This is a genomic window from Lelliottia jeotgali (assembly GCF_016771845.1).
Lineage (GTDB): Bacteria > Pseudomonadota > Gammaproteobacteria > Enterobacterales > Enterobacteriaceae > Enterobacter > Enterobacter jeotgali.
Genome location: NZ_JAENMQ010000011.1, coordinates 122,107 through 143,516 on the forward strand (window position 1 = coordinate 122,107; position 21,410 = coordinate 143,516).

Consider the following 21,410-nt stretch of genomic DNA (forward strand, 5'->3'; position numbering starts at 1 on the left):
AGTTCGATTTTGATAAACAAAAGGCAGCAACATAATTAGTCAAAACTCAAACGAGAACGGGGGATAAATAGGGGGTTGTAATGAAAAATTCCGGCTGCGTAAAAGGTGATAATGGAGCTATCTAATTGCAACGCTAAATTCAGAGTTTTTTCAAAAGGAAACTATGAAATCTTTTATCCCGGGTAAACATGGTGTATTGGCCTTAGATTGGTACTCTCCGGTCAATATCGGGATACTTCTGCTGATCATGGCAGCATTCTTTTGGCGCTTCTCATTTGGATATGGGCTCCTTTATGGATGCCTTCCTGCTGATTTTTACATGATTGACCATAGCGATAAAGCCGTCAGAAAAGGGCAGCTGATCGCATTCAATATGCCAAAATCCGTCCGGTTTATTGATAAGGGTGAGCGAGTGATAAAAATAGTCGCCGGAGTAGGTGGTGACAAACTTCAAATTTCAATGCATGGCGTAAGAAATGGAAAGCGGTTCTATAAGGCTAATGCAGAAAGGATCTCAAATAAATACAAAATTAGACCAGAACAAATTGAGAAAGAAATTGTGATTCCGGAAGGAGAGGTTTTCCTTGTGGGACAGACAGACCACTCATGGGATTCCCGGTTTTGGGGTCCAGTAAAATTGACTTCTGTTATTGGGAAAACATATGCAATTTTTTAATCGTGGGCCACGGAAAAATGTAGTGACTACTGCATTCATAATGACATTTCTCGCGGGTTCGGCTTGTGCAAATTCGAATTACCAGAATGATGCTGAATCCATACTGAATCAGTCAGCAGCGTTGAATTTAAAATTATCGGGCAACGGCAACGGCAACGGGGTGACAGCTCAGCAGGGTCAGGTCTTGGCATCGTCGATGCCTGATGGCCGATACTCACAAGAAGCCGAACGCATAGCCAATCAAGCGCAGGTGAATCAACAGGGAGCAGAAGGAAATGTGCCCGCTTCTGTAGGTCAACTTAAACCAGCTGCCGTAGATCGTTATATACAGCAGGCAGAAGAACTAAAGAAAAATGCGGATATCAACCAGGGCGTAAACCGAGGCTATGTCCCCTCAATGAATGCAGACAGTGTGCAGGCAGTTATCAATCATACTCAGGATCTCCGAAATGAATGCAGCCAGTCAGAAGCTGTAAGCGAGATTATTCAACGTCGGGACCAAATACAGCAAGACACTTCATTACAGGACTCAGCGTTGACAGCTGTGCAGGACAAACCGCAGGCAATGAAATCTCAATCACGGAATATTGAGAAACTTTTTGGCACTTCAGGGATAACCGCATCGGACTGGGAAAATAAGATAGAGCAGGGCCGCAATGAAGTGTTGACTACAGAAACGGGCATAACGATTTTCGCATCATTCAGTCTGCCTGATAACGTCCTTGAGGATTTGTTAAAAACAGCAAGTGAAAAAAAAGCGCGAGTCGTTTTTAATGGCTTAAAAAAAGGTACAACCCGAATAACAGAAACACAGGCAGCAATCAATCAGGTTCTTGTAAAGGCAAAAATTGAATCGCCACTGGTTACAATAGATCCCGATAGTTTCAGTCAGTATCAGATCAACCAAGTGCCAACTATTATTTCTCGCGAAGAAAATCGATTTGCAAAAATGGTTGGGTCATTTAACGTCGATTACTTCAAGCAAGAAGTTAAAAATAAACCGGGGAAGGATTTATTCCCTGTTGCAGGGCCAACCTATCCGGTCGAAGAAAAGAGCATCATTGAAGAGCTCGAAGAGCGGTCCCAAAAATATGACTGGGAAGGCGCAAAGAAAAGAGCAATAGCAGACACTTGGAAAAATCAGTGGATGATTAATTTACCACCGGCGCCTGAGCATAAAGAATGGCTTATTGACCCGACTGTCAGGGTCACTCAAGACGTAAAAGACAAGCAGGGCCGGGTGATCGCCACCGCAGGAGAGCTCATCAATCCTCTTTCCAGATTCCCTCAAAATTTAACAATGATTATCTTCGACCCACAAAATCTAGGTCAGCTTGAATGGGCAGAGAAACAATATAAGGCCCGATTGGGCAGCGGCCAGGTCATGCCTATGTTCACCCGGATTGGTCAGGAAAATGGATGGGATAATCTCAATGACCTCCGGGAAAAATTTAATGGAAAAGTATTCAAGGTTAACGAGCAGATCATTAATCGATTCCAGATTAAAAACACTCCTGCTCTGGTAACAACAGAACCTGAGAGGTTCCGTGTAACTCAGTTCTCAGAGGCTGAAGTTCGTGGGATTGGCAATCAACAGATAGGGGTGGGTAACTAAAATGAAACTGGGATTTATCTTAGGAGCCATATTGGCAACGTGGTTGACATTAACTTACCCCGACCAGATGCGGATGGCCTTCAGTAAGGTCATGGCTTATGTAGAAAGCGGAATGACCTTTTTCAATTCTTAGAGAGCATGCCGGTGCTGAAACTAAAAAAGTTACTTTTAGAAATCCTCGTTGCGATTATTTTGTCGCTGTCTCTGCCAGCATTAGCCTCAGCTGCCGGTACAGGAGTCCCGGGCGCGATGTGTCAGTCTGCTGGCGTATGGCAGGGTCTGGTCAAAAACATATGTTGGAGCTGTATATTTCCAATGCGAATTATGGGGATCGGTGATGCACCAGAAGGCGCAGCTCCCTCTCGGCCCGGTTGCTATTGCACTGACCAGAATGGGGTGCCGGAGGTCGGTTGGCAGTTAAGCTTTTTCCAGCCCGTAAAGATAGTTGAGGTAGTTAAAAGCCCATGGTGCAGCCCATTCCTTGAAGGAACCATGTTACAGAAGTCCCAATTTGATATCGGTAAAAGTAACACGAATCAGCCGATGACGGCCAATGAGGCGGGCTTTTACGACGTGCATTTATGGGAATTCCCGATTATGACGATGCTGAAACTTCTCATTATTGGGGAATGCACTGCTGAGCCGTACGTTGATGCGAGCCTGACATACATTAGCGAGGTTGATCCAATGTGGGAAAGTGACCTTCTGACGCTCGTACTAAACCCAGAGGCAGTTGTCTTTGCAAACCCCATAGCCTCAATGGTATGTGCCGCTGACTGCGTAGCAGTGACAGCAGGGAAGGATAATTTGGCCGCGTATTTTTGTGCCGGTTGCGACGGGAATCTCTATCCACTCACCGGGCACATTTATGCCAACGATGACGCGGTCAGAACCAGTTCGCTCATCACCCAGAGACTTCTTACTAAACTTCACCGCTCCGGGATGCTTATGCGAACGATGGGGGCTGATGCGATGTGTAAGAAGTCCTGGGAGTATTTTACTCCTCGCTCGCAATACAGATTATCCATGCTTTACCCTACGCCAGAAGCCAATGGGCCTAACTGTTGTCACCGATTAGGTGATTCATTACATGATTGGTCAACTTTAAAGGGCGGAAGGAAGAAAATAGGCATTGACAATTACGTTTACATGCTATGGAGATACAATGATTGTTGTGTTCGTTGGGTTCCAGGTGCTTGATAATGATGGGGTTATTCTTTGAAACGTATAAATATAATAGCTTCAACATTAATTATAACACTAATTACTAATACTATGAGTTGGGCATTTTATGTCACGCTTATAAACATGGTAATGACGCCGCGTATCTACGCGGCTGACCAAATATTTGACCAGCTTGAGAATAACTTCGATCTGGCGAACCCTAATGCTAACCGGAACGCCAGTACCAGCGCGAAGGACATTGTTGAAAAATATAAGAACGCTGATCCTGGTAATGATCTCAGCGGCACAATCTCAGGAAAATATGCGGGGAAAGGTGAGTCCCCTAATCTGAATGTCGGGAAATATGGCGCCACGAACTCCAACGAAAGTATTTTAGGGAACGCTGCATCCGATGGGAAGTCGATTGGCAAGTCCGTAACGCTCCCCAGTATGTCAGGCGGCACCCTGAACTCAAATTACACAAAAGATGGCGGTAAGACGCTTACGCGTGCGGCTGATGGCCAAATCAAGATAGGCACGAACACGAATACGACGCCGGGGACAAAAACCAATACCGGAGAGATATTCAGCTCTGAACAGAAACACAAAGATGTAAAATTTAATGCGGGTGGGCGCTATGGGGATGAAGACGGCTTTATCAGCGATATAAAAAATCGAAAAAGCCAGTTGTTTGATGCGCAAAGCTATGACGGTGTTGCTTACCGTACATTGGTAAACGGTAACAATGATAACCCTGCACCAAATGTAAGGCCGAATGACCCAATGTTTAATGCCGGTCGCAATGAAATAGGTAATGCGGTAGGCGGTACAGGAAACTGGCTACAGAACTGCAATACAGAATCAAAGAAAAGTACGATCAGAACTCATTACCCAGATTACAAAGAGTATTATTGTAGCTCCCCAAAAAAAGATAATTTCAATAGCTGCACAATAACACGTGACTTTACTGTGCCAGTGTATATATCAGGCGGCAACGGAGATTTGACTGTATGTGGGAATAACTGTATACGCGTTTGGTTTGGTAAGCGTGGTGAAGATTATTGGAAAGATGGCATTCATGATAATTCATTGGTAATGAAGTTCTCAAAGCAAGCAAAAGTAGTTTCTGCAAAAATCATTGAGGCGACCTGGGATGACAGTATGCGTGTCACTATGGACGGTAAGCAAATTTTTGCCCATATCGATGGTGCCTTTCGGGATGAAGACTATTTAGAACCTAAACTGAATTGGGAGTTATCAGAGTATAATGCTTTAAGTTCACCAATTGATATTACGAATAAATTAAATGACATACTTGCATCTAGCTCAACCCGCGAAGTCGAAATGGCATCAAGAGTATGGGTTGGAGGAAGTGGAGACGGGTTCTTTCATGTCGAACTCAGGTTTGCTGATGGCGACATTAAAGATAATCATATCCAAGAACCATCAGGTTGCTATGACGCAGTTAAAACTAGTAACTCATTTTGTCGATTTGATAGATTTAAAGACTTGGATATTGGGACAAAGCGTCTTCCTAATAATGTTCTCGACCTGGCAAAACCACTCTACGAAGGCGATAAAGGATACATTACTTGGAAAACAAACCTTGAAGGATATTTCTGTGACCCTTTAGCGGAGGATAAAATCTGCTCGTATGATGCTAGTGGCAAGATCATGAAAGACGAGAAAGGAAATGACCTATGCTATAACTATGACGATATTAAAAATAGGCCTGATGCATGCAGCGTTTACAAAAATGATGCTGCATGTGTAATGGACAAGGAGACCTGTGCAGAAGGTTGGTTCGATGAGGTAACGAATTCTTGCTACATGTTCGAACAGAAATATACCTGCGACAGAGGCCACGACGTTACCCGGGAAGTAGAATCAGAGACCAACTCGTGTGTAGGAATGATCCCTTGCTCAGGTGGGACCTGCGAAACCGGGCCAAAGGAAGAAAATAAGGATTTCGGTAAGGTTGTAGCGTATTCGAATATGGTTCAGTACATGCAGGGTGAAGCTAAATGCACGGACCCAAATGACCCCAGTACCTGCTCAGTATTTGAGGGCAAGAAAGAGTGGTGTGGACGTTCAGTCGGCTTCGTCAATGGCTTAGCAAAAACAGACTGCTGTGAGAAGCCACAGGGCACGGCAGGTAGTATGGAGGCCATAATGCTTGCCGGAAGCATGATAAGGAATACAAACTGGACAAGAGTAAATCAAACTCTAGTAAGCTGGACGGGTGGGGAATCTGGGACTTGGTCAACAATGGCGAATTCAGTAGGTGAATGGACTGCGTCAGCTGGAAAAACTGTTGGTGAGATGTGGAGTAACGTAACAAGCTCTTTAACCAGTGTTTATGAGAACGTCGCAGGGAACCTTGGACGAACAGTCGGGTCTGCATCAGGCGGAGCAGCTGGCACGGGCCAATTAGCCCAAGATACCATGACAACATTTGGCGTAGGTCAACTTAAGCAAATGGCCATGAATAAAGCTTATGACCTTTTGCCGGGTGCTGTTAGAGACTTTGTTTTTGATGCTGCTAAATCGACGGCCCAGAATGCGGTTTTCTCCACGGCTGTTACTAATTTTATGTTGGCTCTAAACGTAATTGGTTGGATATATACGGCATACCAAGTAACTAAAATGTTGCTTGAAATGCTTCTTGCTTGTGACCAAAAGGAAATGGAAGCATCAATCCATAAAAATCAGAAATCATGTTTTACACTGGATACTGAGCGATGTGTTAAATATTTAAATGTTGGCTTTACAAAAAAATGCGTTAAAAAAGCAACGGATATGTGTTGTTATAACTCAATGCTCTCCCGAGTTATAATGCAACAAGCATATCCTCAGTTAGGTATAGATCCCCTTAAATCACAATGTGTCGGGTTATCTATAACACAAATACAGAAATTGGATTTCGATAAGATAGACCTTACAGAATGGATTAATGACGCAGTCCAGGTGGGTGAAGTCCCTGATCAGTACGCTACATTTACGGAAGATTCTGTAATGGGAAATCTACCGTTTAAAAATGAAAACGCTCAATCAACAACTGAGCGCACAAAAGAAGCTATGGGGTCAGAAGATAACATGATTAAAGCCAAGCAAGAAAATACCCAGGCCATTCTTGAAAAGAATGTGGATTGCAGCTATTTGCCAAGACCAGCAATTTGTGATGTAGGCTCCACCTCAGTTGACCCTGTAACCGGTCGCACAATACCAAAATACTAGATACAAATAAAAAAGGGGCGTAAGCCCCTTTCTAATTTACCAAAACTTTTTGGTGAGTTTTTTTTCAGGGAATCCTTTCTGCCCCAGTGTACCTTTAAACAAGTAATAGTCCTGACCATTGATTGAAATTGCTGGAAGCTGCGGAGTAGTGTAGGGAACATTTGGACGCATGATAAATCCGCTATAACCTTTAGATGTTTGCGCCAGGTCTGTTTGCATCAGGCCGTAACGGATGACGGAGTATGACCCTTTTTTCAGTCCTAACTGTGCGAGTTCATTTCCGGTAGCTGGACGGATGGCCTGAAATTCGAATAAACGATTATCAAATGCAATATCTTTGGTAGGTTTGGATGCTAAAACGCATTCATCAAACTTGGCCATCGTCGAACGGTTGATTTTGCATTGATCCACAGCTGCAATACGCTTAGAAGCGTCAAAACCACGATTGGATGCACTGTCTTTAACAAATTCAAATGTAGTACGAGCACCGGCTTTTACCAAAGATTCATCGTCAAAAGGAAGATTATTTGGATTAGGCACAAAGGCAACAAACTGTTCAGTCGTAATGAATTCGGCGTCCTCAGTGCTATAGAGTGAAGCCAAAGACATGATACTCAGACCCTTGATCCCACCTGTTACGGCCCCCATTGCCATTGATTAAATACTTTGAGAGGCCAGCTTCTTCTGAGCTTCCGGGGGCCACGGCTTCATCTTTAAATGAGACATCAACCCCAGCGAGTGAGTAAGCATTTTTAGCAATGGAATTTTCTGGATTGGATTTCCAGTAAACTCCGTGCTCCGAAGTTGTCATCGCCGTGTCGGGTGTATTACCCGTATTCGTGGAGCAGCCTGTGAGGGTTGTGGCAAGAACTGCAACAGCAGCCAGAATAGGATTACGGCTCAGTTTCATTCAATTTTCCTTTTAGGGTCTCAGTGGTTTATGAACCTATTATTTCACACAAGATTGAAAACCTAATAACCCCTGAACACAAAAAGGAGAGATGAACGTAAGTTGAGGGCTTCAACCAAAAAACTGAGAGGTTTGCAACAGGTATAATTTTAAGTCAGCATGACAAGGGGAAGATATGGCCAGTCCGACGACGGAACAAAAAAAAATAATTGATAATATCAATGCAAATAATATGGTCATTGCAGCCCCCGGCAGTGGGAAATCGTTTACCCTGATTCAGGGAGTGGTGGCTATTCTCGCTAAATCCCCATACGCCCGGATTGCCATGGTAACTTTTACCCGTGCTGCAACTAATTCGTTGGAAGAAAAGCTTAAAAAAAAGCTCAATGCTGAGCAGTACGAAAGGGTGATGGTTAACACGTTTCATGGGTTCGTTAAAATGCAGCTGGATGCAGTCGGCTGGCCCGGAAAGATGCTCATCAGTTCTGCACAACGATCCGTTATTCATCGCTCAATTAAAGAAGCCGGTGTCATATGTAAGTACCCTGAGGCAGAATTTTCCATTGATGCCATTGGTCGGGAAATGGACCCGGACATCATTTCTGTGAGACATACTCGGCAGCAAATTCACCTTTTTAACGTTTACCAGTCTCTATGCCAAAAGGATAATGTTGCCGACCTGAATGCGTTATCCCGTTTTGTAGTCAGTCAGATGCATTCAGGGATGATGAGGCCGCTTGATTTGACTCATCTTATCGTAGATGAGGTCCAGGACACGGACTCTATCCAGTATGCCTGGATTGCGCAGCACACTCGCGCTGGTGTGAATACGAGTATTGTCGGAGATGATGATCAGGCAATTTATTCGTTCCGGGCCTCCGGCGGTGTGAAAATATTTCAACAGTTTGAAAAAAATTTTCGCCCAAACATTTTTTACCTGAACATGTGTTTCCGCTGTGAGCCGGAAATCTTATCAACAGCAGATGCGTTAATAACAAAAAACGTATATCGGTACGCAAAAGATTTGCGGTCATCGAAAAAGGGTGGAGGAAAAGTCACTTTTCAGAGCTTTGTAAGTATGGAGGATCAGATCCAGGCAGTCCTGAAGTTGATAGAAAAGGACCCATACGGCTGGGCCATCTTAAGCCGTGGGAATGCACATCTGGATCAGATAGAAAGTTTCATTACGCAGCCAGTGATACGGTTCGGTGGCAAATCATTTTGGGATGAAAAGGAAACAAGCGATGTTTTGCACCTTATGGCTTTTTTCCGGCATGCCAGCGATAAGCGTCTTATGAAGCGTGTGCTTGCGCTATTTGGTGAGCATGAGCAAATTCTTGACCAGGTTCACGACCGTATGAAATCGAGAAAAGTAACTTTTGGTGACGTGAGTCTTCCGGCAGAAAGCAGTACGGAATCCCGGACACTGCATACTCATTTCAGGCGGTTTATGGAGAACAGTCACGACAAAGCTGAAATCACTCGCCGTATCGGTAATCTTGTTAAATGGATGGAAATGGCCTCCATTAAAATGAAAACAAATAAAGGAACACCTTCACTAAGTCGGATCGCACTCGATACATGCCAGCAGTGGGCAGAAAAAAGCGGCTGGGAAAACATGATAAACAGAGCGGCGGCGATGTGCCTTGGTCCAAAGCTTAAAAATGAAGAATACACGCCAGATAAAGTTGTCCTCTCAACTCTCCATGGGTCAAAAGGCCTTGAATGGCCCAGGGTCATTATATTGAGTTGCAACGCAGACCAAATCCCCAGTAAACGTTCAGTTGGATCTGAGGCGATAGAAGAAGAACGAAGACTACTGTTCGTTGGAATGACTCGGGCTGAACGGGAGTTGTATGTAATGTGGTACGGTGCCCCATCATTCTTCCTGAATGAATGCGGTGAAGAAAAAGTTAAAGCTGCCGCCATTAATCATACACAGGAAAAAAGCCAAGAAAATATATAGCAACTTCGATTTACATGCTCTAATAATTAGGCTATAAAGAAAAGGAACAAGTTTTGTTCTCAAATTTTATGTAGCGCCTGCTACACATTTAGTTTGCGCTCCAGCGCCAATATGCCGTGAAAAGCGGCCAGCCTTTTAGGGCTGCTAGACATCTGCGGAAAAGTTACTTTTCTTTTCGCAGGTGCGATATCTCATGTCATAAGGCCAACCCTATTTACCAAATCGTAACTTCATTAGCTCCCTCAAGGAGCTAATTTAGCTGCGTACTTTTAATGCCAGAAAGTATAAATCAGGCGGTTCATAGCTTACGGGAGATGAATGACAGGCTTTGCCTTTGTGTTGAAATTTTCAAATTTCTTCCTTCTAAAAATCTAAGGTGAATCAAATGGCTAAAAATAAAGCTCGCAGCAATGTTTTGCTCAAAGTTTTCGGTACCCTCGTTCCTGAACTGGAATTGCCGGGTAATGAAAAGAAATTAGATGACCTGAAGTCTGTATTGTTAAATCATTCAGACAAAGATAATGATGTTTTAGTTATTCTTTCTGATGAGGAACCGGTTGCAATAGAACTGCGAACTCTGAAGCCAGTGTCTATCTTAGGGGCAAATCTTGCCGCAAATACTCAGCTTTTTTATGTGAGTATGATTGATATCACAGCCAAAAAAATTGGCTATGATGAGGCCTTGCATTTATTGAAGGAATCTCCAGTCGTACCTATGTTTAAAAAGCTTGAAGACTTAAAGGGTTTTGTTGTGAAAGAGTTTTCTCGCTTTGGGTTAGAAGTATTTCTTGATGCTGAAAACCTAGAGTATTCACTTGATAAATCCAATGAACTTCGTAGTCCGCAACTAAATAGTTGGCTTTGCGAAATCATTTCTCAACGTGACGTTTTATTGTTGCGCCAGAGATTTGATAATGCGACAAAGGCACATTATGAGGGTGTTGACCAATTATATTCTGCTGTCCGACCGTTAATGTTCGAACTCGGATTCCCAGACTCGTTGAAGGATCACACTTTCTCAGAGTTGACGGTTTTCAGCCCGACAGGTTGGGACAATGCAATAATGCCAAAAATGGAGTTTCTCGCAAAACGGGAGATCCAATTTAAAGAAGATGCGAAAAAACAGGAGCAGCAGAAAATCATTCAGTTGCCATCCGATCATCCGCTTTTTGCTCAACAGACAGAAAGCAGAAGTGACAGACTGTTTAAAAATCTCGGCAAATTGGCAGCAGCCACTTTTGTTGGGGTTCTCGTAATCAATACAATCTTTTTCTAATCCTGAAAAGGGGAAACCCTTGTGGGCTTCTCTTAAGCCCGTAAGGAGATAATATGTCATTTCTTGAGTATATAAATGAAGTGAAAGTTTCCGGCATTGTAATAAGTGCAAAAGAGCGAGAGGTGTCCGATTGTTCCACCGGGCTACTTATCAAACTGAAAAACAGAATGAAAACAGAAGTTAATGGTGAAATTACTGAGAGAGAATATTCAATTCAAATCAAAGTGTCACCTGAGTTGTATTCTGAATGTTTTTACAATGTTCAGTCCGGAGATGAGTTGATGGTCGCAGGCTATCTTGTTGTCGACACTGTGCAGCTGGCTGGGAGAGACCAACCTCTTGACTATATGCGGGTGACTGCCATCAGCAAATTAGCGCATATTCCGAAACCAACAAAGGGATTTAGCGCAAGTAGCTTCAAACAGACTTGATACATTAACTTACCCAGTGGGGGAGACATCCCTCATGGGATGACTCCCTTCAGGAGCTCCCATGAGACTAAAGTTCAAATCCACTTCGAGTAGCGATAATCAGCTCGACTTTTTCGCATTATTTAATTTCGATGATGATGAAGAAGAAAGTCATATAGCCATAACAGGGAAACTTCTTGGTTATGATGAAAATCTAGGATGCGTTAATGGCAATGTAAACAAAATCTACGATCTGCCAGCGGATTCTATAGCTTCCTCCGAATCTGACTCTAGTCAGTTGAGCAGGATAATCAATAAACTTCCTGACGATGCAATCGTTCACTATATTCCTCGTGCGACAGAAAATGATTATCTTTTCCGTATGCCTGAATATGATGCTGAATTAGGTGCAGCAGTTTTCAACTGGAATACTGAATCTGTAGTGGCTATTTATGTCGCTGCAATGGAAGAGTCTTTTGAAAATCTGCGGTTTATGATTAAAAACAAAAATCTCTTTAATGTTGATGATGATGGTTCATTAGTCGTGAATCCAATGCTTATAGTGGAAACACAATGGTATATGTCTGAAGTTTTCGAGATGGCCTGTGCTGTAAACGGAATTGATCCAATTGAATTTCGTCACCAGCTTCGGAATTTCTTGTATAACGAAACACATGACTATAAAGAGATGAAAACGAAAAGCGAATTGTATAAAACAGATCCAACCATGGTTTTGCATGATTGTTCTGATGGTACGGACTGGGAAACATTTTTTGATGCTGATTATTTTTACTCCAGCAAAAAGCTGGCGCTGAAATGGTCGGACGCTGAACTTGTTACTTTATTTAAAAAATCCTTCACCGATGCAATGGACTTATTTGAAACCCTTGTTGTAGCTAATAAACTCACGACAAGAGATGCTAAAGGCTGGGTCCACATTAATCCGGTTTTCGAATCGGAATTAGAATGGATTAAGTCAGATGTATTTAACATTATAGGAATCCATCTTGGTTATGACGTTGCGTCTGTTAAAAAACAGATTTTGACAACCTGTCAGATGACGTTCCGTTAACTTGCCCCCGGCAAACATTCGCCTGGGTGCGGTGTTTGCTTATCTGGAGAAATAAGATGAATAACACCGCTAAAGCAATCAATGCAGTAGATACTGATGCAATGGTTTCCAATGTTCCTGTTGAAGAACTTCTTCCGGATGCATGTCGCGAGCCTTACCGCAGTAACAAAAAGGAGCTTTTCTATCTGGTATATGCAACTGATCTATTCGGTATACCGGAAATGGACCCTAAAATGATTGTGCCAGTATTCAAAAAGCAGACACCTTACCGTGCCCCTCTAAATAAAGACTATATCCCGAATCCACGAATCCTTGAGCAGGTAGTAAAGCTTTTGGTGACGACGAATCTGGATTTAAGCCTCTGTCTAAAAGGGGAGTCGGGGTCAGGAAAAACGGAAATGGTGATGTACATCAGTCATATGTTGAACTGGCCACTTACAATAAAGCAAATCAACAGCAATATACGTGCTGATGAGCTCGAAGGTGAGCGTAGTCTGATAGACGGTAATACCGGATTTGTATTGAGTGAACTGGTTAAGGGTTTTCGTGATGGTCATCTAATCCTGCTGGATGAAATTGACAAGATCGACCCTGATACAGCGGCAAAATTGCACATGCCAATCGAACGCAAACCTTGGTCCCTGAGTGCTAATGGTGGTGAGGTAATTCATCCGAGCGAGTTCACTCGCTTCATGGGCACAGCCAACACAAACATGAATGGTGGGGCTCGTCGCTTTGTTTCCTCACAACGTCAGGATGCTGCTTTCATAAAGCGTTTTCTGATCGTTGAAATGGAAAGGCCTGACGAAGTGTTTTTGACTGGTGTTCTTATGCAACGTTTCAATCATCTGCCAGCAGCGGTTGTTTCGAAGTTTGTGTCGACGGCTGTCTCGGTGAATAACATTGGCGTTGAAGATTGCGTGATGGATTTGCGTCAACTGGTAACCTGGGTGGCAACGTCATTGACGTTATCAAACCTGGCACTGCTTAAGACCTTTGAAATTTCGTTTTCAGCAGCTTTGCCTCCCCATGCAAATGAACTCGTTACAGAAGCCATAGACTTGGTCCTTGGCGAAGTGAAGAATTCATCTATGGGGGATTTGCTCGCAAAAAAGTAACAATAGATGGGGTAAGTTATTCAAGAACAAAACTTGAATTAAAAAGTTTATCACATCTGAAATTCCATTATCTATTAAGTTCTGATGGTAGCACTTTCATAGTTTTTGCAGAAAACGGTGGTGAAATTGTTTTCCTTTCTCCGGTGGATGCAGATAGAACCTGTTATGAAGTGAAACCCTTAAAAGTGGACATCTTTGATGTGGTTAAAGAATATTCTGACGCAGGATATGTGCCTCAGGGTATTATCGAATTTGATTCACTCCTTACTGAACTAGGTAATGAACTTTTAATTCCTTAATTCAATTGTCATAAACCTACGCGGGAAAATTTCCCGTTTGGGGATTTTTCCCCCAATATTTATTTTGGAGAAAACTCATGACTTTAAATACTTCTACTTTAACTTCAGAAAACGCCGCAGTGATTAGCTCTAATTTCATTAAACGCTATCCTGAGCTGACTGAAGGTGCAGTAATAACCAAGCTTGAAATCAGTGGGTGTCAGGGCGCTCGTCGTACCGGAGAGATTGAACTTTCCTACGAGGGCACTGATGTCACTAACCAGAAGAGTGTCGCCAAAAGCGAGGTTCGCTGGATAGATGTGAAGGCACTAAGTTTCAAGAGCACGATCACCAGCAGAATATCTTCTCTCTGTTCCCGCCTGTGCATCCGTTACAGTCATATGTGGATTTTACCTGTGACAAGCATGCAGGAGTTCCTGGAAGAAGCTCAGGAAATCCAGCGGGAGTTCGAGGCAGGTATTGAAAAGGTTCTTGAAAACTATGAAGTTCATATACAGGCTGAAAAAGATCGCAGCCCGAAAATGGCAAACTTGATTGACCAGCTCAAGTTATCGAAAGAAGATTTCAAAAATTCTTTCCGATTTAATCTTGCGCATTTCATCCCATTTAACCCGATAAGCGTTGAAGGGGATGAGACTGATAGTCTCTATCAGGACCAGTTGCTGATTGACCTTGCCGATGAGGCATCTAAGGTTTATGCAAAAATCAGCAAAAATGACAATATGCGCTCAAGCACTATTTCCAGACTTAAGCAAATGCAAAACAAGATCATCAGCTTTATGTTTATTCATAAAGAAGCATCGGTTCTTGCAGATGCTATCAACCACATCATAAGTAATTTACCTGCGGGTGCTATTAATGAGCCGCGCGATGTTGCTGTTCTGCATCAATGGTTTTTGTTTATGAGTGACGCAGCAATGCTGAAACGAATTATTTCGGGAGAGCAGAAAATAACGGACTGGCTGGAATCTATTACCCGGTCATTCAATATGCCTTCTGTTAATAAATCGCAGGTTTCTGATGTGGGCCTGGCTGATGAATTAATGTCAGCTGATGTTTTTGGTTCAGATTCAAAATCCTTCGTCGCCGAACCCAAAGTGGATGATTCAATTCAGATATCGCCTAACACTCCAACGCAAGTCATGGTTGAAGTGGAAGTAGATGATGAAATGTCTCTAAACGGTTGGTAATTATATTTCAATTTCCCGGATGGGTACTTCGCCTTCCGGGTGAGTACCCCTATTTATAAAAGGTACTCAAATGAAATTCGATTTAAAAAACTCACCTCGGCACATTCAGCGTCTTAAGAATATTGCAAATGTCATCAGTGGAATATCTGATATAACCGTTATTATATCCTCTGGTGTCAAAGGCCCATATTTTAGTCGCTCACGTAATCTTTGTGTTCTTCCAAATGGAGATTACAGCGACCAGAAATTCGTAGAGTTAACTGAAGGTTTTATTTGTCATGAGGCAGGGCACGGGAGATATACAGATAGTGACCAGTGGCAGGAAGAAATGGAATCTGTCTTGTCTTCCTCCCCGGGTTTCCAGTCTCTGGACAGCAATCATGAAGGAATGTTTGATACCCCTGCACTCAAAAAGGCGGCATATGCCAAATCACGCCGTCTGGGGGGGCTGATTAATCTCTTTGATGATATACAGATGGAACGGCAAGTTGGCAGCGATTACGCCCAAGCTTGTCCCCGTCTTGCCAGAACCTATCAGTTGATGGTTGAGGCAGGCATGATGACCTGCGATATAACGTCTTCCCAACCTGATCCGGTAAGGTTTCTAGAAGGTTTTTTACTCAATTCAATGCGAGTGGAGGTCCTTAAACAGGAAGGGCAGGCGGCGATTCTCGATCCTTTTTTCGAGTTCGCGGCTACGCTTCTGAAACCTTATTTGTCTGAACTAACGTATATCATTCACGAGGCACACAGCAGTAGGTGTACGGAGGATGCTATTCGACTGGCCAAACAAACTCTCAGCCTGATTGAGCGCATGCGCGATGAGGCAAAAGAGCAGCAACAGGACAAAGGTCAGACTGATGATCAGACCCCCGATGCTGATGATTCTGATAATCAACTCGAATCCGAAGATGAACCAGACAGTAATGCTGATGATGACGCGGATGAAAGTGATGCTCAGAGTGATGACCAGAAGTCTGATGCTGATGATTCTAATGCTGAACTCGAACCGGATGATGACTCAGGTAACGATTCTGAAGAAGCTATGGATATAAGTGAAGCACAGAATGGCACTGAGACTGAAAGGGATGGGCAGTCAGGCCTGGATAACGGTCAGGCTAATGAAATCGGTGGTGATAAGGAAAGTAACTTTTCTACTGAACAATGGGCGAAGCTTGAGGCACTTCTGAATGATTTTCTGGAGTGTGATGAAGAAAGCCCGGATTACCATGACCAACTCGCCGGTCTGGTTGAGCAAATCGCTGAAGCTTGCCCTGAGGCCATTAAGGCTGAATTTGGTGGTAGCCCATGGGATTTGCCTGACCTGCCGATTGATATTGATGTTTATAACGAAGCAGTGCGTCTGAGTCAGACCGTCGCCGGTGATTTGTCGATGCTACAACAGGCAAATGTCCGGACCATGAATAAGACACGGGACAGAGGCGTTACGTTTGACCCGGGTCGGTTGATTCAGGCTCCCATGGGAGTACGGGATGTATTCCGGACACCGGGCGCATCGAAGAGTCGTGGCCACATAGGCATTGTTATCCTAAGAGATATCTCAGCCTCAATGGCCAGTGATGATCGTTATATCCATGCAATAAAAGCTGACCTTGCTTTGTCTCTGGCATTGCAAAGTTACGGGAATATGCATGTTGCTAATATGCTTTTTCCCTATAGAACTGAATCCTGTGAAATTATTAAATCTTTCGACCAGACGGTGGAGGAAACAATTTCACGTTTCGACCTGGGTAAACCTGGAAGTCATACTCCCACTGGTGAAGCTTTAAAGGTCGCACACGATCTGTTGTTAGAAAGTCAGTTCGACAGAAAAATCGTTTTGTTGATTACCGATGGGGAACCTTCAAAGTCGAATTATTCAGTTGATGAAGTATTAAAACTGGCTGATAAGAACGGAATAGAAGTCGCAGGTATTGGCATTAACACCGACGAACTTGAAGGTTTTAAAGCCGGTACTTTCGTAAACGTCGAGGATATTTCAATGTTGGCTTTAGAAGTTAACAAGCTGGTCATGGATATTCTCACCAATTAAAAAACTCTACCCGATTGGGGCAAACAGCCCCTTGGGGTTATTTGCTCCTTGACGGTTAATGGAGCAAATTATGAGTCAGATTAAAACCTACCGTGTTGTGCATGAAGTTGAAGGGCAAAAACATAAGATCCGTATTTTGGGTCGTATAGGTGAAGTCATTAATGACACAGAGCCAAAGGAAATTATTCTTCGGGAAGTTTCAATATCCGAGGACGAAATCCATAAATCTCAGGTGCACGTTTTTGGCTTCATTCAACGACTGGAAAAACAGGGCTTCACTGAAGCTTAATTTTATGAGGGCCTTAATTGGCCCTCTTTCTTACATTCTGCGTTGTGGGTTTCTCAATGTCCTCTGATACGCAGAAGACATTGCGAAACCCACAGTGTCAGATAAGAGAGAATAAAATGACTTATGTTTCCTCATCAGCTCAGCTCAGCCCGCAGAAAGTTTCCGAGCACTTTATAAAACTTGTCCACGCCCGCATAGCGGAAGTGGGCGGATGGCGTTCAGTGTTTGAAAAAATCGCTGCTTTTGATTTAGCCGTCACGAAAGCCCCTGGACAAGTGGCCTGCCCCTTTACCAATTCGGGTAAGTCAAAGTTCAGATTCCGCCACAAAGATATGTACACGGGTTGTGCCATTCACAATGACTTCCCGATAAATGCCTTCTGTGATGGGATTGACGTGCTGGCTGAATATTTCAAGATGAGCAAAACGCAGACGTGTAAGAAGATCCTGACTGATTTCTTTGGGATGGATTTGGCGACACCGATGACGCGCTCGGATATAGAAAGTGAGCGTAAATATCACGAAATCGTGAAGCAACATGAGTCTCTTTCTGCTGAAGAGATTGCGGCCCGCCTTCGTAAACTTGAAGTGATGTATCACTACACTCGCGAGATTAGCCCTGATTCGCCGGTTGCTGAGTACCTCCGTAAGCGTGGACTTTCACGTATCCTGAGTCACCTGCCAGCCGACCTGGGCTATAACCCTCGCCTGTACTACTGGGATAAAGATGCGAAGGCTAGTCAGATTTATCCGGGGATGGTGGCCATTTTGCGGGATACTCGCGGACGGGCCCTGACCTTACACAGAACGTACGTTGAAAAGAGTGGTGATAAGGCATCTGTAGAGAATCCGAAACTGATGATGAAGCCACCTGCGGATCTGCTTGGTGCTTCAATTCAGCTGTTCGACCCACACTATGCCAATGGTTCTAAGACCTGGACGCTCGGTGTGGCCGAAGGAATTGAAAACGCGCTGTCTGTAACTGAAGCGACTTCAACACCGTGCTGGGCTGCAAGCTCAGCCTGGAGTCTGGAGAACGTTGTCATACCCGATTCCTTACTGCCCCCTCCGGACGTAAAAACGATTCATTTTTACATCTGGTCGGATAAGGATCGTGCTAATAGTCAGGGCCTGTGTGCCGGTCGTGAAGCTGCAAACAAGCTTCAGGCTCGCATGACAGAGTTTCTGACAAAGCGCTATCCAGCTTCAGAGCTGACAGTGACAGTATTCGAACCAGGAAGTGAGATCCCTGAAGGTAAAAAGGGGATTGACTGGAACGATGTGCTGAATCTGGCTGGTCAGGACGGTTTCCCGGTTATCTGGGCACCTTCGAAACTGGCTCAGCTTTAAACCCGATAACTCCCCCGCATTGCGGGGGGGGTATCCTTTTTAATAAAGATTACTCAACCTATATTAAAAAGGGATTACCATTTTTCTTCGTGAAAATCACTCGCCTTTTGGGTGAAATTTACGGCTGAGATGCTTGCTCAGTTTAATAAATGTGCGGTATTTCTGGCTACGGTCGGATTTGCGACATGGTATATCCATAAAATCTAAAACCCATAACGGGAGTATTACCGTTATGGTAATGCTCTCATTTATACTGGAGAGCATTATGAAAGTATCTATCAAAACTGAGCTTTATAATAAATTAGCAGCTGTGATCAATTCTCATATTATTTCTAACCCGTCTGCGATTTATCATTTCTATGACAATGAGGTGGATTTGAGGATTTTGAAACAGAGCTTAGATGAAAATGACAGAACACTGATGTATATAGTAAGACCCACGGGTACCTGTATGCTGCGCTGTGACCGCTATTTCTTTCCGGAATATTATGTTACTTGCCGTGGAAATTATCGTGAATTTTCCTATGTTCACCTTGATTTGCAGACTGGTGAGCACCGTAATATTGATTGGGAAGAAGCCCAAAAAATTCTGTCTAAGCCTATGTCGTTGCCTGTCCGGGATGGCCTTGGCAAATTTGAATATCTGACTAAAGTAGTGGATGACTTGCGTGACAAAGGGTATGCCGATTATTTGCCAGGATATAACCTTGATGAATTACGTAAGTTTGCAAAAGATGACGGACGTCCTTCGCTTGTTAATTATATTGATAAAGTGATGACGCTAATCTGATTTCTAATTGCACATTTATTTACTTTAATCCCTGATGGGCTCTCCATCAGGAGGCCCTCATACCTATGGTGGCCTTATGAAATTTTTAACCCAACTGGTAACCGCTGTTTTATTGCAAAACGGTGTTGAGCCTGTAAATGTGGAAGTGAAGACGAGATTTTCGTTGGAACAACCTATTGAAGACTGTTCTTTAAGTATTTATTGCAAGATTTCTCAGCTGGCTGGTTTTCTCCCCGGTTATATAGCTACGTTCAAAGAAAGCGTATTGGCTTTTGATGTCGAGCTTGAACTCCAGCAATTGCTGTCGGGTGCTGAAGTGCTTTGTGATGAGTATGAGTCGCTGGAGTATATATCGGTATGGCTAGAACTACACCGAGAGCCGCAGCGGCAACGGGATTACAGGAAAAGTTGCTTTGGTTTGTCAGACGCTCAGTGCGAACTGGCGAACCAGATGACTCATGCCTGCGAGCCCAATATCAGTCAAATGGCCAGCTCATGGCTACTGCACATAGATGCGTTTATGCGTTATGTCCGAAATACTCTGTCCCTGGAGATGCAGTTTATACTGTCCCTGTTTGATGACCTGCATCAGATTGCGCTCAGCCGCAGTACACCGCACATCATTAAGACCGTAACGCATGGTCCTGACGTGCTTACGATAGAGTTGTCTCGGTTAAACTCAGAGACAATTGAAGGGCATTTGCGCAATAACTCGCCTGTGAGCACCAGAAAAAGTGCAGCTGATTATATCCGACGGATTCAGTCGTTCGCGCATACCGGCGGTCGTCTGGGTTACGTAACCTGCCGTCATTTCAGATCAGGTGAACCTGTCTGCCGCTCTCTGCCCGCATTTTTGCGGAACAGGGGGCCTGATAGTGATCGGAAACAACTGAACCGGCTGATAGCTGATACGGTTGGAGGAAGGAATCAGGATATTGGTTTGTGTGATTTTTGATGCAGACCGGCTCCGGTAGTCAGTAGCAATAGCTTCCAAAATTTAAATCTCCTGAGGGACTCTCCCTCAGGGAGTTGTTCCTCATTGCTTATCGAGGAATAAAAAATGAAATGCATTCAAAATTTGATAGCAGCGACGTTGATTAAGAATGGCTTTGCACAGTGTTCCGGCATTCACATTTCGCAGGACATCCTTCAGGCCAAACAGTTTGTTGTCGACGTTGATATTCCGGTCAGTTCGTTACTGCCATTCCTTGGAAAATACTTGGCATCACATTGCCACGAGTATTCAGGGAGTGCAGATGACCACCCGTTAGCGATGTTCTGCCGGAACGCGCATTTGCTGTCTGCTGGGCCCGTGAATTTGTCATCTTTACGGTTCTCGGTCCCGTTAACACTCACCCACTTGCGCCTGCTCATTGGCAATCCTGAACTGCTTCATTCAGGCCCAAATCGTGACCGGTTGGAGTATGTTTTTTACCGTACTTCCACGACCGGAAAGGATCTGATACTAGCGCTGGTGGAGAAAGGCAGTGACTTTATTAACTTCATTCTTGATCGGTTGCAGACGTGCCTGATGGCTGTAATGCCGCTGGCCCGGTCTCTACTGGATAAAGTGCTGGAAAACAGCGTTACGCGCCCGTTGTGTGAGTTTATGAGCGAGCGTTCTGGCGTGACTGCTAAGATCGTGGTGGAAAAGGTCGTGCCCGGGATCGTTGACGAAATACTCTGTACAGGGTGGACCGTTGAAACGCTTTCCCAAGCCGACAAATATCTGATCCACCTTAAGCGGTATCTTTCCGGTCGTGTCATGAAACGCCATATCTATGCTGAAATATTTCAGCCGGAATGTGAGGTTTCTACTGAAAGCACTCTGGTTGGAAAATATTCAGCACCGGTTATTGTCACAGAATACCGACTAACCAGCATAAAGTGCGATGCTATATTTCAGAAGGCCATCAACCACGCAGTGAAGACGTTACAAGACGTCAAGTGCTCGCGTGACCTGGATGCTCTCTACATGTAAATTTCATTTAACCCC

The 21,410-nt window shown here is 43.9% G+C and carries 18 protein-coding genes; 16 read left to right on the plus strand and 2 right to left on the minus strand.

Going from position 1 to position 21,410, the window contains the following annotated elements; genetic code table 11:
* The first annotated feature begins 163 nt into the window (after nucleotides 1–163).
* The 4 genes from lepB to traN all read left to right on the plus strand — a co-directional run bounded on the left by lepB (nucleotide 164) and on the right by traN (nucleotide 6,692).
* Nucleotides 164–676, plus strand: coding sequence for a signal peptidase I (lepB, locus tag JBO43_RS18220; RefSeq protein ID WP_202668491.1), 513 nt, complete (start codon nucleotides 164–166; stop codon nucleotides 674–676).
* Nucleotides 677–698: 22 nt separating this feature from the next.
* Entirely contained in the window at nucleotides 699–2,291 is a 1,593-nt protein-coding gene (locus tag JBO43_RS18225; protein ID WP_331251902.1) for a TrbC family F-type conjugative pilus assembly protein, read from the plus strand.
* Nucleotides 2,292–2,435: 144 nt separating this feature from the next.
* Nucleotides 2,436–3,491, plus strand: a complete 1,056-nt coding sequence (gene trhU, locus JBO43_RS18230) for an IncHI-type conjugal transfer protein TrhU (protein ID WP_202668492.1) — start codon at nucleotides 2,436–2,438, stop codon at nucleotides 3,489–3,491.
* Nucleotides 3,492–3,509: 18 nt separating this feature from the next.
* Nucleotides 3,510–6,692: a conjugal transfer protein TraN gene (traN, locus tag JBO43_RS18235; protein ID WP_202674800.1), complete on the plus strand. Its 3,183-nt coding sequence runs from the start codon at nucleotides 3,510–3,512 to the stop codon at nucleotides 6,690–6,692.
* Between the two features lie 36 nt (nucleotides 6,693–6,728).
* On the opposite strand, the gene JBO43_RS18240 is transcribed toward traN, so the two are convergent.
* Together JBO43_RS18240 and JBO43_RS23045 are read right to left on the minus strand one after the other, a co-directional pair.
* On the minus strand, nucleotides 6,729–7,301 hold the full coding sequence (locus tag JBO43_RS18240; protein ID WP_237730112.1) for a hypothetical protein: 573 nt from the start codon (nucleotides 7,299–7,301) through the stop codon (nucleotides 6,729–6,731).
* Complete coding sequence (locus tag JBO43_RS23045) at nucleotides 7,279–7,602, minus strand: hypothetical protein (protein ID WP_237730113.1); 324 nt, start codon at nucleotides 7,600–7,602, stop codon at nucleotides 7,279–7,281. Before JBO43_RS23045 ends, JBO43_RS18240 begins: the two co-directional genes overlap by 23 nt.
* 175 nt (nucleotides 7,603–7,777) lie before the next feature.
* Here JBO43_RS23045 and trhI point away from each other — a divergent pair, with 175 nt between their 5' ends.
* The 12 genes from trhI to JBO43_RS18300 all read left to right on the plus strand — a co-directional run bounded on the left by trhI (nucleotide 7,778) and on the right by JBO43_RS18300 (nucleotide 21,395).
* Entirely contained in the window at nucleotides 7,778–9,568 is a 1,791-nt protein-coding gene (gene trhI, locus JBO43_RS18245) for an IncHI-type conjugal transfer helicase TrhI (RefSeq protein WP_202668494.1), read from the plus strand.
* A 385-nt stretch (nucleotides 9,569–9,953) separates the two neighbouring features.
* Complete coding sequence (locus JBO43_RS18250) at nucleotides 9,954–10,844, plus strand: hypothetical protein (protein WP_202668495.1); 891 nt, start codon at nucleotides 9,954–9,956, stop codon at nucleotides 10,842–10,844.
* A 53-nt stretch (nucleotides 10,845–10,897) separates the two neighbouring features.
* Nucleotides 10,898–11,275 (plus strand): hypothetical protein, encoded by a 378-nt coding sequence (locus JBO43_RS18255; RefSeq protein ID WP_202668496.1) that lies wholly within the window; start codon nucleotides 10,898–10,900, stop codon nucleotides 11,273–11,275.
* A gap of 61 nt (nucleotides 11,276–11,336) precedes the next feature.
* The gene (locus JBO43_RS18260) at nucleotides 11,337–12,326 is read left to right on the plus strand and encodes a hypothetical protein (protein ID WP_202668497.1); all 990 of its coding nucleotides are present in this window, start codon (nucleotides 11,337–11,339) and stop codon (nucleotides 12,324–12,326) included.
* 56 nt (nucleotides 12,327–12,382) lie between these two features.
* Nucleotides 12,383–13,444 carry an ATP-binding protein gene (locus JBO43_RS18265; RefSeq protein ID WP_202668498.1) on the plus strand — a complete coding sequence of 354 codons (1,062 nt, stop codon included), beginning with the start codon at nucleotides 12,383–12,385 and terminating at the stop codon, nucleotides 13,442–13,444.
* A 376-nt stretch (nucleotides 13,445–13,820) separates the two neighbouring features.
* Nucleotides 13,821–14,933: a DUF3150 domain-containing protein gene (locus JBO43_RS18270; protein WP_237730114.1), complete on the plus strand. Its 1,113-nt coding sequence runs from the start codon at nucleotides 13,821–13,823 to the stop codon at nucleotides 14,931–14,933.
* 70 nt (nucleotides 14,934–15,003) lie between these two features.
* Complete coding sequence (locus JBO43_RS18275; RefSeq protein ID WP_202668499.1) at nucleotides 15,004–16,986, plus strand: VWA domain-containing protein; 1,983 nt, start codon at nucleotides 15,004–15,006, stop codon at nucleotides 16,984–16,986.
* 70 nt (nucleotides 16,987–17,056) lie between these two features.
* Complete coding sequence (locus JBO43_RS18280; protein ID WP_202668500.1) at nucleotides 17,057–17,275, plus strand: hypothetical protein; 219 nt, start codon at nucleotides 17,057–17,059, stop codon at nucleotides 17,273–17,275.
* Between the two features lie 116 nt (nucleotides 17,276–17,391).
* Nucleotides 17,392–18,624: a DUF7146 domain-containing protein gene (locus JBO43_RS18285; protein ID WP_202668501.1), complete on the plus strand. Its 1,233-nt coding sequence runs from the start codon at nucleotides 17,392–17,394 to the stop codon at nucleotides 18,622–18,624.
* Between the two features lie 265 nt (nucleotides 18,625–18,889).
* Complete coding sequence (locus JBO43_RS18290) at nucleotides 18,890–19,414, plus strand: hypothetical protein (RefSeq protein WP_202668502.1); 525 nt, start codon at nucleotides 18,890–18,892, stop codon at nucleotides 19,412–19,414.
* Nucleotides 19,415–19,490: 76 nt separating this feature from the next.
* A complete protein-coding gene (locus JBO43_RS18295) occupies nucleotides 19,491–20,369 on the plus strand; it encodes a hypothetical protein (protein WP_202668503.1) in 879 nt (292 codons plus the stop codon).
* A gap of 105 nt (nucleotides 20,370–20,474) precedes the next feature.
* Complete coding sequence (locus JBO43_RS18300) at nucleotides 20,475–21,395, plus strand: hypothetical protein (RefSeq protein ID WP_202668504.1); 921 nt, start codon at nucleotides 20,475–20,477, stop codon at nucleotides 21,393–21,395.
* Nucleotides 21,396–21,410: the final 15 nt, after the last annotated feature.

Excerpts from the sequence above, each read along its gene's own strand:
- JBO43_RS18270 (WP_237730114.1), top strand. The coding sequence starts at position 13,821 with ATGACTTTAAATACTTCTACTTTAACTTCAGAAAACGCCGCAGTGATT.
- JBO43_RS18240 (WP_237730112.1), bottom strand. The coding sequence starts at position 7,301 with ATGTCTTTGGCTTCACTCTATAGCACTGAGGACGCCGAATTCATTACG.
- JBO43_RS18300 (WP_202668504.1), top strand. The coding sequence starts at position 20,475 with ATGAAATGCATTCAAAATTTGATAGCAGCGACGTTGATTAAGAATGGC.
- trhI (WP_202668494.1), top strand. The coding sequence starts at position 7,778 with ATGGCCAGTCCGACGACGGAACAAAAAAAAATAATTGATAATATCAAT.
- JBO43_RS18295 (WP_202668503.1), top strand. The coding sequence starts at position 19,491 with ATGAAATTTTTAACCCAACTGGTAACCGCTGTTTTATTGCAAAACGGT.
- JBO43_RS18290 (WP_202668502.1), top strand. The coding sequence starts at position 18,890 with ATGAAAGTATCTATCAAAACTGAGCTTTATAATAAATTAGCAGCTGTG.
- lepB (WP_202668491.1), top strand. The coding sequence starts at position 164 with ATGAAATCTTTTATCCCGGGTAAACATGGTGTATTGGCCTTAGATTGG.
- JBO43_RS18280 (WP_202668500.1), top strand. The coding sequence starts at position 17,057 with ATGAGTCAGATTAAAACCTACCGTGTTGTGCATGAAGTTGAAGGGCAA.
- JBO43_RS18285 (WP_202668501.1), top strand. The coding sequence starts at position 17,392 with ATGACTTATGTTTCCTCATCAGCTCAGCTCAGCCCGCAGAAAGTTTCC.
- JBO43_RS18265 (WP_202668498.1), top strand. The coding sequence starts at position 12,383 with ATGAATAACACCGCTAAAGCAATCAATGCAGTAGATACTGATGCAATG.
- JBO43_RS18260 (WP_202668497.1), top strand. The coding sequence starts at position 11,337 with ATGAGACTAAAGTTCAAATCCACTTCGAGTAGCGATAATCAGCTCGAC.
- JBO43_RS18250 (WP_202668495.1), top strand. The coding sequence starts at position 9,954 with ATGGCTAAAAATAAAGCTCGCAGCAATGTTTTGCTCAAAGTTTTCGGT.
- JBO43_RS18275 (WP_202668499.1), top strand. The coding sequence starts at position 15,004 with ATGAAATTCGATTTAAAAAACTCACCTCGGCACATTCAGCGTCTTAAG.
- JBO43_RS18255 (WP_202668496.1), top strand. The coding sequence starts at position 10,898 with ATGTCATTTCTTGAGTATATAAATGAAGTGAAAGTTTCCGGCATTGTA.
- JBO43_RS23045 (WP_237730113.1), bottom strand. The coding sequence starts at position 7,602 with ATGAAACTGAGCCGTAATCCTATTCTGGCTGCTGTTGCAGTTCTTGCC.